The organism is Bradyrhizobium sp. AS23.2 (genome assembly GCF_001908185.1).
Classification (GTDB): domain Bacteria; phylum Pseudomonadota; class Alphaproteobacteria; order Rhizobiales; family Xanthobacteraceae; genus Bradyrhizobium.
The window spans coordinates 18584-31450 of the sequence record NZ_LGHM01000099.1; the positions used below are offsets into that span (position 1 = coordinate 18584).

The following is a 12867-nucleotide window of genomic DNA, read 5'->3' on the forward strand; positions in this document are numbered from 1 at the left end:
CGCAAAGTGCGGCCTTCTTGCTTTTCGCGCGCCTTTTTCACCCGCCCACAGAGGAGTTCGACATGACCACCGCCACCCATCCGTATGACGCGCTGATGGACATCACTGCACGGCCCAAGGCCGTGTTCGTCCGCGGCGCCGGCTCATATCTCTGGGACGACAGCCGCAAGCGCTATCTCGATTTCGTGCAGGGCTGGGCCGTCAACTGCCTCGGCCACTCGCCGCCCGCGATCGCCGACGCGCTCGCCGCGCAGGCCAAGCGGCTGCTGACGCCGAGCCCGGCCTTCTACAACGAGCCGAGCTTGAAGCTCGCGCAGGCGCTCGTTGCAAACAGCGCCTTCGACCAGGTGTTCTTCGCCAATTCAGGCGCGGAAGCCAACGAGGGCGCGATCAAGCTCGCGCGCAAATATGGCGGCCTGCACAGAGGCGGCGCGTTCGAGATCATCAGCTTCGAAGGCGGCTTCCACGGCCGAACGCTGGCGACGATGTCGGCCTCGGGCAAGAAGGCGTTCGAGCCGCTGTTCGAGCCGAAGGTCGCCGGTTTCAAGAAGGCGAAGCTCAACGACATCGCTTCCGTGGCAAAGCTGATCAACGACAACACCGTCGCGGTGATGCTGGAGCCGATCCAGGGCGAGTCCGGCGTGTGGCCTGCGACCGATCAATTCCTGAAGGAGTTGCGCGCGCTCACCGAGGCGCACGGCCTGCTCTTGATCTTCGACGAGATCCAGACCGGCATGGGCCGGACCGGAAAACTCTTTCACTATGAGCACACAGGTATCGCACCCGACATCATGACGCTCGGCAAGGGCATCGGCGGCGGCGTGCCGCTTGCGGCCCTGCTCGCGACCGAACGCGCCTCCTGTTTCGAACACGGCGATCAGGGCGGCACGTTCAACGGCAACCCGATCATGTGCGCGGCGGGCCTTGCGGTGCTGGATGAGGTCGGCAAGCCGGACTTCCTGAAGGCGGTCACCGAGACCGGCCAACTGCTCGAAAGCGAGTTGCAGAAGGTCTCGGTGCGACACGGCCTCGGCGGCGTGCGCGGACGCGGCCTGTTGCTGGCGCTTGACCTCAAGCTGCCGATCGCGCCCGGCATCGTCGCCCAGGCGTTCGAGGCCGGCGTGCTCCTCAACGCGCCGCAGCTCGACACGCTGCGCTTCATGCCGGCGCTGAACGTCACGCGGGCGGAGATCGCCGAGATGATTGATTGTCTGGATGCGATCCTGACGAAGGCCGGGGCGGCACGCCGCGTGGCGTGAAGCGCCCTGCACTCTCCGTCATGGCCGGGCTTGTCCCGGCCATCCACGCTTGATGCGCGACATGAAGAACGTGGGTGCCCGGGACGTAGGCAAGCGAAGCGACGCCGTCCTTCAGACGGCTATGCCCGGGCATGACGACCTCGTTGAAGAGCCCTACGGCTTCAGGATCGACGCGCCCGTCGTCTTGCGGCTTTCGAGATCGATATGCGCCTTAGCGGCGTCCTTCAGCGCGTAGGCATGGTTGATCGGAACGTGCAAGCTGCCGCTGATGACGGCGGCGAACAGCGTGTCGGCGCCTTCCAGCAGCTCCGAGCGCTTGCCGATATAGTCGTTGAGCTTCGGCCGGGTCGCAAACAGCGAGCCGTGATGGTTGAGCTCGGCGATCGAGAACGGCGGTACGGGACCTGAAGCATTGCCGAACGAGACGAACATGCCGCGCGGCTTCAGGCAGGACAGCGAGCCCGGGAAGGTCGCCTTGCCGACACCGTCATAGACGACGTCGCAGCCCTCGTTGCGGCTGATCTGCTTCACGCGCGCGACGAAGTCTTCTTCATTGTAAAGGATGACGTGGTCGCAGCCATTGGCCTCGGCAAGCTCCGCCTTCTCGCGCGAGCCGACCGTACCGATGACATGGGCCCCGAGCGCTTTCGCCCATTGGCAGGCCAGCAGGCCGATGCCCCCGGCCGCGGCATGGATCAGCACGCGATGATGCGGCTCGACCTTGAAGGTCTTGTGCAGGAGGTACCAGACGGTCAGCCCCTTCAGCATCAGCACGGCGCCCTGCTCGTGGGTGATGTGGTCGGGCAGCTTGACCAGTTTCTCCCAGGGGATGTTGCGCTCGCCGGTATAGGCGCCGAGATTGTGGTAGTAGGCAACGCGATCACCGGGATGGAAATGCGTCACGCCCGGCCCGACCGCGACGACCTCGCCCGAGGCCTCGTTGCCGGCGATGAAGGGCAGCTCCGGCGCCTTGTAGAGGCCGGTGCGGTAGTAGACGTCGATGAAGTTCAAGCCGACCGCATGCTGGCGGATGCGCACCTCGCCGGTAGCAGGCGCCGGCACATCGACGCTCTCATAGACCAGGGCTTCGGGGCCTCCAACCTTGTGCACACGGACGGCTTTGGTCATCACCTGACCTCCTCTTCTCGGGCTGAGCGAAAGACATCGCGCCCGCCTTGTCAACTCGACCCGGATTGGAACGCCTACGCGGGCGGCTTGGCTGCCGCTTTCCTGCGGTTGCGCTTCGCCAGCACGTTGAAGAATTCGACCGCCGCCGAGAACGCAATTGCGAAATAGATGTAGCCGCGCGGAATGTGGAAGTGGAATCCGTCCGCGACCAGCGCGACGCCGATCAGCACCAGGAAGGCCAGCGCCAGCATCTTCGTGGTCGGATGCTCCGCGACGAATCGCGACACCGGCCCTGACGAAAGGTACATGATCAGGCAGGCGATCACGACGGCCGCGATCATGATCTCGATGTCCTGCGCCATGCCGATCGCAGTGATGATCGAGTCCAGCGAGAACACGATGTCGATGACGATGATCTGGGCAATTACCCAGAAGAAGGCGCTGCGCCCGGAGGCCTGATCGCCTTCGCCATCATCGGCTTCGACCTCGGCGTGGATCTCATGCGTCGCCTTCGCGATCAGGAACAGGCCGCCGCCGATCAGGATGAGGTCGCGCCAGGAGAAGTCGTAGCCCCAAAGCGAGAACACCGGTGCGGTCAGGCCGATCAGCCAGACCAGCAGGCTGAGCAGGATGATGCGGAAGATCAGCGCCAGCCCCAGCCCGATCTGGCGGGCGCGGAGCGCCTGCTTCCCGGGGATCCGCGAGACGATCACCGACAGGAAGATGACGTTGTCGATGCCGAGCACGATCTCGAGCGCGGTCAAGGTGAGCAGCGCGGCCCAGGCTTCGGGGCTGGTCAACAGGTGCATCATCCGAACGATCTTGCCAGCCGGATCAGCGCGTCGCTGAAGCTGATCCAGAGCGCGATCGCGCAGAGTGCGACGGTCACGCCGGTGCCGACCTGAAAATCCATCTCCAGCGTGTAGAGCCCGAGCAGCCCCCAGATCACGATCAGCGACATCGTCAGCCAGCGCAGCCGCACGACACGCACCGGATGCAGCACGTGGAACGGCACGAACGTCAGCACCACCAGCGTCGTGACCAGCAGTGTCGACAACACCGGCGGCCAGTGCAGCAGGAACAGGTAGAACGCCGCGGCGTTCCACAGCGCCGGAAAGCCGCGAAAATGATTGTCGTCGGCCTTCATCCGCAGGTCGGCGAAATATAGCGCGCTGGTGACGATGATGGCGACGCCGAGCAGCGGCGCCGCAACAGGCAGCAGCAGCCCACTTGCCACGATCGCGTAGGCCGGCACGAAGACATAGGTCACGAAGTCGACCACGAGGTCGAGCACGTCGCCCGACCAGTTCGGCTGGACCTTCTTGACGTCGAGCCGCCGCGCGATCGGACCATCGATCGCATCGATGATCAGCGCGACGCCCAGCCATTGAAACATCGCCGCCCAGTGCTCGCGCACGGCCTCCAGCATCGCCAGCAGCGCGACCGCCGCACCGAAAGCGGTGAAAATGTGCACCGAGAAGGCCGCGGCGCGGACCGCCGGTTTCGGCTTCAGGGAATCCTGCTGGGTATCCATGGCTTCTGCTATCAGAATGAGACCAGTTTGCACATCCGCCATTGCGGCGTTCGGCCGCGCAATTCGTTATAAACTCAGGGAAAATCAGTGGGAAGGCGAGTTGACGGTCTCCGCATCGTCATTCCGGGGGCGACGCGAAGCGTCGAGCCCGGAATCCATTTCACGACTATCTCTGCGGCCCGATGGATTCTCAGGTACGCAATTGCGCACCGTAGCTCGCGCCAAGAGAGGCGCGCCCCGGAACGACGGCGGAGAGACTTCAGCTTGAATTTGCCGTGGGGCGTGTCATTTGTCGTTCATGACAGACGCATCGACACTCTTTGACACGGCCGTGATCGGCGGCGGGCCGGCGGGACTCGCGGCGGCCATCGCACTGGCCCAGGCGGGTGCACGGACCGCGCTGGTCGCGCGGCGCGTGCCCTACTCCGACAACCGGACCACCGCGCTGCTCGGTGCCTCCATCGATCTGCTGGAGACGCTCGACGTCTGGCCGCGCTGCAAGGACAAGGCGGCGGCGCTGGAGGTCATGCGCCTCGTGGACGACACCGGACGGCTGTTCCGCGCACCGGAGGTACGGTTCTCCTGTCACGAGATCGCTCTCGACGCCTTCGGCTACAACATCGATAACCGCTCGCTGATGCTCGCGCTGGAAGAGCGCGCGGCCGAGTTGCCCAACCTCGTCCGTTTCGACGACGAGGCCGAAAGCGTCGTCATCGAAGCCGACGACGTCGCGATCCGCACCGCCTCCGCACAATTCCTGTCAGCCCGGCTCGTGGTCGGCGCCGACGGCCGGCATTCGCTGTGCCGCGAGGCTGCCGGCATCGCTGTGACGCGGCGCGAGCTGGCACAGACCGCGCTGACCTTCAACGTCGGCCACTCGCGGCCTCATCGCAATGTCTCGACCGAGTTCCACACGGCCCACGGGCCCTGCGTGTTCGTGCCCCTGCCCGGCGACCGCTCCAGCATCGTCTGGGTCTCAGCTCCGGCGGAAGCCGAGCGGCTTCGCGCGCTCAGCGACTCGGAGTTGTCCGCCGCGATCGAGAAGCAGTCGCATTCGATCCTCGGCCGCATGACGGTCGAGCCGGGGCGCAACTTGTTCCCGCTTGCGATCGAACGTCCGAAATCCTTCGGCCGCGACCGCATCGCGCTGGTCGGCGAAGCCGCCCATGTTGTTCCCCCGATCGGCGCCCAGGGCCTCAATCTCGGCCTGCGCGATGCCGCCGACATTGCAAGGCTCGCCGGCGAGGCCATCGCATCGGGCCAGGATCCCGGCGCGGACGAGGTGCTCAAGCGCTACGACCGGGCGCGGAGTCCGGACATTTTGAGCCGGACGTTTGCGATCGACATCGCCAACCGCTCGCTGCTCAACGATTTCCTGCCGCTCCAGCCGGTCCGCGCGGTCGGCATGCACCTGCTCGGCGCCATCGGGCCGCTCAGGCGCTTCGCCATGCGCGAAGGCCTGACACCGACTTGGCGAAGGTAGCTTGGCGAAGGCAGTTTGGCGGCGGTAACGCCATTCAGGGAAAAGCCAGCCGGCCGGTCTGGATGGCCCACATCACGCTGGTCAGCGTGACCACGGACGCAAACGTCCCGAGCAGCACCGCGACAGAGGCGGATTCGATCCAGGCATCGTTCTGCCGGGCGATGACGAACACGTTCAGCGCAGGCGGCAGCGAGGCCATCAGCACGGCGGTCGCAGCCCAGGGCTGCGCGAACGGACCGAACGCCAGCATCAGCCCAAACGCCGCAAGCGGGTGGATCAGGAGCTTGACCGCGATCACGCCCGGCACTTCCCACGGCACGCGGTCGAACGGGCGGAGCGCGACGGTCACACCGAGCACGAACAGCGCGGTCGGAGCAGCTGCGTTCTGGAGGAAGGTGATGGTGCGGTCGAGCGCAACCGGCAATTCGATATGCAGCGCCGCGACGGCCGCGCCAAAGCAAGCCGACATGATCAGCGGATTGAGCACGATCTGCTTCAGCACGACGCCGAAGGCATGCACGAGCGAGGGATGGTCGCGGTCGGAAATTTCGATCAGCAGGGGCACGACGGTGAACAGGAAGATGCTGTCGCAGCAGAAGATCAGCGCGGTTGGCGCCGACGCCATCGGTCCGAGCACGGCAAGCGCCAGCCCCGGTCCCATGTAGCCGATATTGCCGTAGCCGCCAGACAGGCCTGCCAGCGTCGCCTCGCGCAGCGAGAGCCGGCCGAGAACCTTGCCGATGACCAGTGCGAGGGTAAACGCCGCAACCGTCGACAGCGTGGTCGCGACCAGGAATGGCGGGTTGTTCAGCTCCGCAAAGGGCGTCTTCGACATGATCGCGAAGAGCAGCGCCGGTAGCGACACGTAGAGCAGGAAGAAGTTCATCCAGGCCAGGCCCGATTCCGGCAGGGATTTCACCTTGCCGCAGGCGAAACCGACGAAGATCAAGCCGAAATAAGGTAGAGCCAGATTGAGGATATCGACCATTGATGAAGTATTTTCTGAAGACTTGGGGGCTATCTGCCCCTTACCGGCGGGTTAATTCGAAATGAGGCCACTAGCATCGGCCACAATCCTGGTCTATCGACGGGGGATGATTAAAGCGCGGACCGCCAAATTCCAGATCGGACAGGTCGTGCGTCACCGGATCTTCTCGTTCCGGGGCGTGATCTTCGACATCGATCCGGAATTCAACAACACCGAGGAGTGGTGGCTGTCGATCCCCGAGGAGGTGCGGCCCCACAAGGATCAGCCGTTCTATCACCTGCTCGCGGAGAACGCGGAGTCGGAATATGTCGCCTATGTCTCCGAGCAGAATCTCTTGCCGGACGATTCGGGCGAACCGATCCGTCATTCCCAGGTCGCCGAGATCTTCATCAAGGACAAGGGCGGCGGCTATCGTCCGCGCAATCCCTCGCTGAACTGAGTTTTCGCCGCCAACAAGCGGCCAATAAAAAAGGCGCTCGGGGTGAGCGCCTTTTTCATATTCGGGATGTTAGCCCGATTACTTCTGAGCGGTCGGCGGAGCGCCGGGCGCGCCACCCTGCTGCTCGAGCTTCTTGCGCTGCTCGTCAGCCTTCTTCTGAAGCTCTTCCTGGAGCTTCTTCTGGGTTTCCTCGAACACCTTCGGATCGGTCGGCGGACCGTCATAAGCCTTCTGGAATTCGCCCGCGAGCGGCAGCGGCAGCGTCAGCGGTGCGCCGTTGGCATTGATCGCCTGAACAACGAGGTTCTGGCCCTTCTTCATGTTGTTGATGAGCTCGGGCGTGGCCTCGTAGTCGGACATGCAGCCGTTCTGGAAGCAGATCACGTAAGGGCTCTGCAGCGGCGCGTTGTTGTCGACAATGATGCGGGTGCCGTGCACGAGCTGCATGCCGAGCGGCAGCGTCACGCGCAGGATCTTCTTCGGCTCGCCTTCCGGCTCGATGATCACGGCCGCGATGACCGGCTGGCCCGACTCGATCCGGCCGTCCTTCCCGGTGAAGCAGACCTGCTTGGCGTTGGCGTCCTGGCCCTTGAGGCAGAACTTCGTCCAGGGGGCGTAGATCAGCTGGATCTGCTGATCCGCGGGCGCGGCCGCGCCCTGCTGCGCCGGAGCGCCCTGAGCTGGAGCCTGCGGGGCGGGTGCCTGAGCCGTCGGCGCCGGAGCCTTGGGGGCAGCCTTCGGGGCGGCCTTCGGGGCCGCCTTGGGCGCGCCCGGGGCCGGCGCGGGAGTCTGAGCCTCGGCGACAACCGGAACAACCAATGCCGTCGCCGTCAACAGGGCGAGAAGTCGCCCGCGCGGCCGGACGGACGCGGCCAAGTAACGGAAATTCATTGCGGAAAACCCTTTCTGAACGGGAAGTGCCCGAACCGCTCCGAAGCGCCGAACCTGGCCGCCTTGGGCGCGGCTCTCTCCCCGTCAATTGAGGCGAATAAGTGACGGGCTCGACGCTCTTGCGCGATTGCCCGCCTTCTTAACGTGGCCGACGAAAAGATCAATGCCGACAAGCGTCTTTGACCGCGCCTTGAACCGCTCCTTGGCCTGCGTTCAGTGAAATTCCCTGTGATAGGATTCAAGCCCGCCGGTCCTCGAATCAACGTGTGCCGATGTTCATGTTCCAGCGCCTTCTTGAAGGCCTTTTTGAGGGCCCTGGCGTCCGCCTCTGCGTCCTCGCCTTGGCCCTCGCTGTCGGGCTGTCTGCAGGCGGGGCACGGGCCGAGGAGGCCCATGCCATCGCCATGCACGGCAGGCCGGCGATGCCGGCCGACTTCACCCACCTGCCCTACGCCAATCCTGACGCCCCCAAGGGCGGCCGGCTGACCTGGGGCATCCTCGGCACCTTCGACAGCCTCAATCCCCTCATCGTGAAGGGATTGGCCGTGCAGCAGTTGCGGAGCTACGTGGTCGAGAGCCTGCTCGCGCGCAGCAATGACGAGCCGTTCACGCTCTACGGCCTGCTCGCCAAATCCGTCGAGACCGACGACGAGCGGACCTATGTCACGTTCCGCCTCGATCCTCGCGCCCGCTTCTCCGACGGCAAGCCGGTTCTCGCCGAGGACGTGCTGCTCTCCTGGCAGCTGCTGCGCGACCACGGCCGTCCCAATCTCCGGCAATATTACGCCAAGGTCGTCAAGGCCGAGGCACCCGATCCCCTCACCGTCCGCTTCGACCTGGCGGGCGCCAACGACCGCGAACTGCCGCTGATCCTCGGCCTGATGCCGATCCTGCCGAAGCACGCGGTCGATGTCGCGACCTTCGAGGAAACGACGCTGACAGGCCCGGTCGGCTCCGGGCCGTATCGGGTTACAGCGGTGAAGCCCGGCGCCAGCGTGACGCTCACGCGCAATCCCGACTATTGGGGCCGCGACCTCGCCATCAATCGCGGCCTCTACAATTTCGACGAGATCAGGCTCGACTATTTTCGCGAGGCAAACGGCCAGTTCGAAGCCTTCAAGCGCGGCCTCTACGATTTCCGCGTCGAGAACGAGCCGCTGCGCTGGCACGACGGTTATGATTTTCCCGCCGTCCGAAGTGGCGAGGTGATCCGCGATACGATCAAGCCGGGCGTACCGCAGCCCTCGGAATTCCTGGTGTTCAACACACGCCGTCCGATCTTCGCCGATATCCGCGTGCGCCAGGCCCTGACGCTCCTGTTCGATTTCGAGCTGGTCAACCGCAACTACTTCTTCGGGCTATATTCGCGCGTCGCCGGCTACTTCGCCGGCTCGGACCTGTCGGCCTATGGCCACCCCGCCGATGCGCGCGAACGCGAGCTGCTCAAACCGTTCGCCGCACAAATTCCGCCCGACATCATGGACGGCAGCTACCGCCTGCCGGTAACCGACGGCTCGGGGCGCGACCGCACCACGCTGCGCGGCGCGCTGAAACTGTTGTCGGAGGCCGGCTACGATCTCGACGGCACCGTGCTGCGTAACCGCGCGACCAAGGCGCCCTTCACCTTCGAGATCCTGGTCACGACCCGCGACCAGGAACGTATCGCGCTCGCCTTCCAGCGCGACCTCAAGCGCGCCGGCATCGAGCCGAGCGTGCGAGCGGTCGATCCCGTGCAGTTCGACCAGCGCCGGCTGGGATACGAGTTCGACATGATCCAGAACCGCTGGGATCAGTCGCTGTCGCCCGGCAACGAGCAATATTTCTACTGGGGCAGCGCCGCCGCCGACAATCCGGGGACCCGCAACTACATGGGCGCCCGGAATCCGGCGGTCGATGCCATGATCGCCGCCCTGCTCGAGGCCCGTGAACATACGGCCTTCGTCTCGGCGGTGCGGGCGCTCGACCGCGCTTTGATTTCCGGCTTCTACACAATCCCCCTGTTTAACGTATCCGAGCAATGGATCGCGCGCTGGAATCGGATAGAACGACCGAAGGCTACCGCGCTGTCCGGCTATCTGCCGGAGACCTGGTGGTCGAAGAGACAGCCGCAAGCGAAGTGACGCCGTGAATCAGCCAGCCGTATCGCCGACGCTCGACACGCTGTTTCAGCGCACGCTGATGCGGCAGCCGCATGCACCCGCCTTGCTCGATCCCCTCAACAAGGCCCGCGTGACCGGGCACCAGCCGCGGCGCATGACCTATGCCGAGGCCGACACGGCCATCGAAGCGCTGTCGGCGTATTTCGTCGAATCGGGCCTGCCGGCCAATTCCGTCATCGCCATCCAGTTGCCTGCTACGGTCGAGTTCGTGCTGACCGTGCTCGCCGCCCATCGAGCCGGCCTCGTCGTCGCCGTGCTGCCGCTGCTGTGGCGGCACGCGGAGCTCACCGCCGCGCTCAATCGCACCGCGGCGCGCGCCATCGTCACCATGAGCAAGGTCGATGGTGTCAGCTATTCCGACCTCGCGATGCATGCCGCGGCGGAAGCCTTCTCGATCCGCCATGTCTACGGCTTCGGCACCGACCTGCCCGAGGGCATGGCCTCGCTCGACGACGTGCTGGCGCGCGCGCCCGGCACTGCGCGCGCTGTGATCCAGGACGGCCGCAAGGCGGCGATGATCTCCTTCGACGTCACGGCAGAAGGCTTTCGCCCGGTGCCGCGGCCGCATTTCAGCCTGATCGCCGCTGGGCTGGCGATGTCGCTGGAAGCCGACATCAAGCAGGGCGCGACCGTGATGGCGGCGTTCACGCCGATGTCGTTCGCGGGCCTGGCTTCCTCTCTCGTAGTGTGGCTGCTATGCGGCGGCGCGCTGGCACTGCATCATCCCTTCGAGAACGAGGTGCTGGAGCAGCAGATCAACGAGCATGAATGCGACGTGCTGATCGCACCGGCGCAGCTCGCACTGCGGCTTGGCGCATCCGAACTGGCAGCGCGGATGCCGAGGTTGCGCAACGTCATCGGCCTTTGGCGCGCGCCGGAGCAGGTCGCGGCGAGCGATGCCTGGATCGCGCCGCATGCGCCGCTGACCGACGTCTATCTGTTCGGCGAGGCCGGATTGTTCGGCGCCCGCCGCGGCGAGGACGGCATGCCGGTCCCGGTGATGCCCGGGCCGCACGGCGCTCCGCGCGAGCAGCCCGGCTCCTCCATCGCCGGCGAGATCCTGCTGACGGCGAAGGGCACGCTCGGACTGCGCGGGGCGATGGTGCCGATCGCGGCCTATGCCCCGCCTCAGCCGGTCGGCGAGACGCTGACGGCGCAGCCCCCGCGCGACTATGTCGACACCGGCTATGCCGCGCGGCTCGACCGCCAGAGCGGTGCGATCTGCATTACCGCGCCCCCCTCCGGCATCATGGCCGTCGGCGGCTACCGCTTCTTGTCCAACGATCTCCAGGAATGGGCGCGCCGGCTCGGCCAGGGCGCCCTGCTGACCGCGCTGCCCGACCGGCTCGCGGGCCACCGGCTCGCAGGACGGGCCCAGGACAATGCCCGCGCCCGCGAGGCACTCGGCGAGCTCGGGCTTAACCCCCTGATGGTCGAGGCTTTTCGCGACCGCTCCGGGCCGGTTTGATCGCACTTTCAACACGTCCGTTGACGCTGCATTAAGGCGGCCAAACTAGATTGCGCAGCACCTGTTGCGTGATCAGAGTTTGCGATGTCCCAGGCGGGCCCGATCCTTTTTGTGTCCAATGCCGAGCGGCCCGCCTTCATTGCGGCGCTGGACGAGGCCCGACTTTTTCCCGTGATCGACACCGACTGGACCAGCGCGGCACGCGCGGTCGAGCAGGTGCAGCCGGCCGCTGTTCTCGCCGCGATGCATGGCGGACACGAGCCGCATTTGGCGACGCTCGCCAGGAAGATCGCCGACCAATCGCCTTACCTTCCCTTCGTGGCCCTGGATGCGCCGGGCGCACTGCCGCACAACGCCCTGCCCTTCTCCTCCTGCGGCGGCAATCCCGATCGCCTGGTCGCGCGGCTGCGCGCCGCGCTGCGCGTCCGCACGCTCCATGCCACGGTGCTGCGCCGCTTGCCGGAAGTCACGACAAAGGTCTCGTTGCCGGAGGGCGATCCCGCGCGCGATGCCACGGTGCTCCTGATCGGCCGCGGCGCCGCCTATCCTGCGCTCTCCGTCGCGCTCGGCGAACGCGCCGGCGTCATCGGCGCGCTCTCGATCGAAGCCGCGGCAAAACATCTCAACACCCGCGACCTCGACGGCGTCGTACTCGCCGAAGGTTTTACCGCGCGCGTCACCGATGCCTTCCTCACGGTGCTCGCCGAGGACACCCGCTTCCGCAGCCTGCCGGTCGTCGTCACCGCGCACCAGCTCACGCAGAGCTACGACCTGCCAAACCTCGAGCTCATCCCGGGCGAGCCGGCGAAGGTCGCCGCCAATGCGCTGCCCCTGATCCGACAGCGCGCGATCGAAGCGCAACTGAGCCGCGCGCTGCGCTCGATCGATGCCGGCGGCTGGCTCGATCCGCGCAGCGGCCTGCTCACGGTGGAAGCCTTCGCCCGTGATTTCTCCAAGGCCGTCGAGCAGACGCTCGCCCGCGGCGGCGGCCTCTCCGTGGCACGCTTCGCTTTCGACCCCGGCAATTCCCGTGCCCAGCTGGATGCCGCGCGGATCCTGAGCCGCCTGATGCGGCAGATGGATTTTGGCGCGGTCCAGAAGGACGGCTCGGTCATCATCGTGTTCGCGGAAACCGACTTCCGCACCGCCCACATGATCGCCCGCCGCTTGTCGGCGGTGATACGGCACACCTCGAACGGCAAGCACGAGATGCGCAGCGATCCCGTTGTCAGCGTGGACTCGCTGTCGCCCTCGGATACGGCGAGGTCGTTGCTGGCGCGGCTCTCCGCCGACGCGTCGCGCGCGGCGTCGTAACGACGCTCCTGTAGGGTGGGCAAAGGCGCGCTTGCGCCGTGCCCACCGTCTGTCGGCGACTACAACCAAGTGGTGGGCACGCTTCGGTTTGCCCACCCTACGGCGTCAGCATCGCATCCATGACAAGTGAGCCCTGACATTCGGCTCTAGCTCGGCCGCATCCGCCCGTGCTTTGATGAACCGCCGGGATCATCGAGAAGCAAA

At 65.7% G+C, this 12867-nt stretch carries 11 protein-coding genes; 6 read left to right on the forward strand and 5 right to left on the reverse strand.

Going from position 1 to position 12867, the window contains the following annotated elements:
• The first annotated feature begins 62 nt into the window (after positions 1-62).
• Positions 63-1259: an acetylornithine transaminase gene (locus AC630_RS21365; protein ID WP_074120463.1), complete on the forward strand. Its 1197-nt coding sequence runs from the start codon at positions 63-65 to the stop codon at positions 1257-1259.
• 153 nt (positions 1260-1412) lie between these two features.
• On the opposite strand, the gene AC630_RS21370 is transcribed toward AC630_RS21365, so the two are convergent.
• The 3 genes from AC630_RS21370 to pcsA all read right to left on the reverse strand — a co-directional run bounded on the left by AC630_RS21370 (position 1413) and on the right by pcsA (position 3963).
• Positions 1413-2387: a quinone oxidoreductase family protein gene (locus AC630_RS21370; RefSeq protein ID WP_074120442.1), complete on the reverse strand. Its 975-nt coding sequence runs from the start codon at positions 2385-2387 to the stop codon at positions 1413-1415.
• Between the two features lie 74 nt (positions 2388-2461).
• Positions 2462-3199, reverse strand: coding sequence for a TerC family protein (locus AC630_RS21375; RefSeq protein ID WP_074120443.1), 738 nt, complete (start codon positions 3197-3199; stop codon positions 2462-2464).
• Positions 3196-3963, reverse strand: a complete 768-nt coding sequence (gene pcsA, locus AC630_RS21380; RefSeq protein WP_074120444.1) for a phosphatidylcholine synthase — start codon at positions 3961-3963, stop codon at positions 3196-3198. The genes AC630_RS21375 and pcsA overlap by 4 nt, the downstream gene beginning before the upstream one ends.
• Before the next feature lie 256 nt (positions 3964-4219).
• Here pcsA and AC630_RS21385 point away from each other — a divergent pair, with 256 nt between their 5' ends.
• A complete protein-coding gene (locus AC630_RS21385) occupies positions 4220-5404 on the forward strand; it encodes a UbiH/UbiF family hydroxylase (RefSeq protein ID WP_074120464.1) in 1185 nt (394 codons plus the stop codon).
• 34 nt (positions 5405-5438) lie between these two features.
• Here AC630_RS21385 and AC630_RS21390 read toward each other — a convergent pair whose 3' ends face one another.
• Positions 5439-6392, reverse strand: a complete 954-nt coding sequence (locus AC630_RS21390) for an AEC family transporter (RefSeq protein ID WP_074120445.1) — start codon at positions 6390-6392, stop codon at positions 5439-5441.
• A gap of 106 nt (positions 6393-6498) precedes the next feature.
• Here AC630_RS21390 and hspQ point away from each other — a divergent pair, with 106 nt between their 5' ends.
• Positions 6499-6831 (forward strand): heat shock protein HspQ, encoded by a 333-nt coding sequence (gene hspQ / locus AC630_RS21395; RefSeq protein WP_074120446.1) that lies wholly within the window; start codon positions 6499-6501, stop codon positions 6829-6831.
• A 78-nt stretch (positions 6832-6909) separates the two neighbouring features.
• Here hspQ and AC630_RS21400 read toward each other — a convergent pair whose 3' ends face one another.
• The gene (locus tag AC630_RS21400; RefSeq protein WP_074120447.1) at positions 6910-7722 is read right to left on the reverse strand and encodes an invasion associated locus B family protein; all 813 of its coding nucleotides are present in this window, start codon (positions 7720-7722) and stop codon (positions 6910-6912) included.
• Between the two features lie 272 nt (positions 7723-7994).
• On the opposite strand from AC630_RS21400, the gene AC630_RS21405 reads away from it, so the two are divergent.
• The 3 genes from AC630_RS21405 to AC630_RS21415 all read left to right on the forward strand — a co-directional run bounded on the left by AC630_RS21405 (position 7995) and on the right by AC630_RS21415 (position 12663).
• Complete coding sequence (locus tag AC630_RS21405) at positions 7995-9842, forward strand: extracellular solute-binding protein (RefSeq protein WP_074120448.1); 1848 nt, start codon at positions 7995-7997, stop codon at positions 9840-9842.
• 4 nt (positions 9843-9846) lie between these two features.
• Positions 9847-11349, forward strand: coding sequence for an AMP-binding protein (locus AC630_RS21410; protein ID WP_074120449.1), 1503 nt, complete (start codon positions 9847-9849; stop codon positions 11347-11349).
• Between the two features lie 84 nt (positions 11350-11433).
• Entirely contained in the window at positions 11434-12663 is a 1230-nt protein-coding gene (locus AC630_RS21415; RefSeq protein WP_074120450.1) for a hypothetical protein, read from the forward strand.
• Positions 12664-12867 lie beyond the last annotated feature (204 nt).

Coding starts and splice junctions, on each gene's coding strand:
- AC630_RS21385 (WP_074120464.1), top strand. CDS start 4,220: ATGACAGACGCATCGACACTCTTTGACACGGCCGTGATCGGCGGCGGG.
- AC630_RS21375 (WP_074120443.1), bottom strand. CDS start 3,199: ATGATGCACCTGTTGACCAGCCCCGAAGCCTGGGCCGCGCTGCTCACC.
- AC630_RS21365 (WP_074120463.1), top strand. CDS start 63: ATGACCACCGCCACCCATCCGTATGACGCGCTGATGGACATCACTGCA.
- AC630_RS21415 (WP_074120450.1), top strand. CDS start 11,434: ATGTCCCAGGCGGGCCCGATCCTTTTTGTGTCCAATGCCGAGCGGCCC.
- AC630_RS21390 (WP_074120445.1), bottom strand. CDS start 6,392: ATGGTCGATATCCTCAATCTGGCTCTACCTTATTTCGGCTTGATCTTC.
- pcsA (WP_074120444.1), bottom strand. CDS start 3,963: ATGGCGGATGTGCAAACTGGTCTCATTCTGATAGCAGAAGCCATGGAT.
- AC630_RS21405 (WP_074120448.1), top strand. CDS start 7,995: ATGTTCATGTTCCAGCGCCTTCTTGAAGGCCTTTTTGAGGGCCCTGGC.
- AC630_RS21400 (WP_074120447.1), bottom strand. CDS start 7,722: ATGAATTTCCGTTACTTGGCCGCGTCCGTCCGGCCGCGCGGGCGACTT.
- hspQ (WP_074120446.1), top strand. CDS start 6,499: ATGATTAAAGCGCGGACCGCCAAATTCCAGATCGGACAGGTCGTGCGT.
- AC630_RS21370 (WP_074120442.1), bottom strand. CDS start 2,387: ATGACCAAAGCCGTCCGTGTGCACAAGGTTGGAGGCCCCGAAGCCCTG.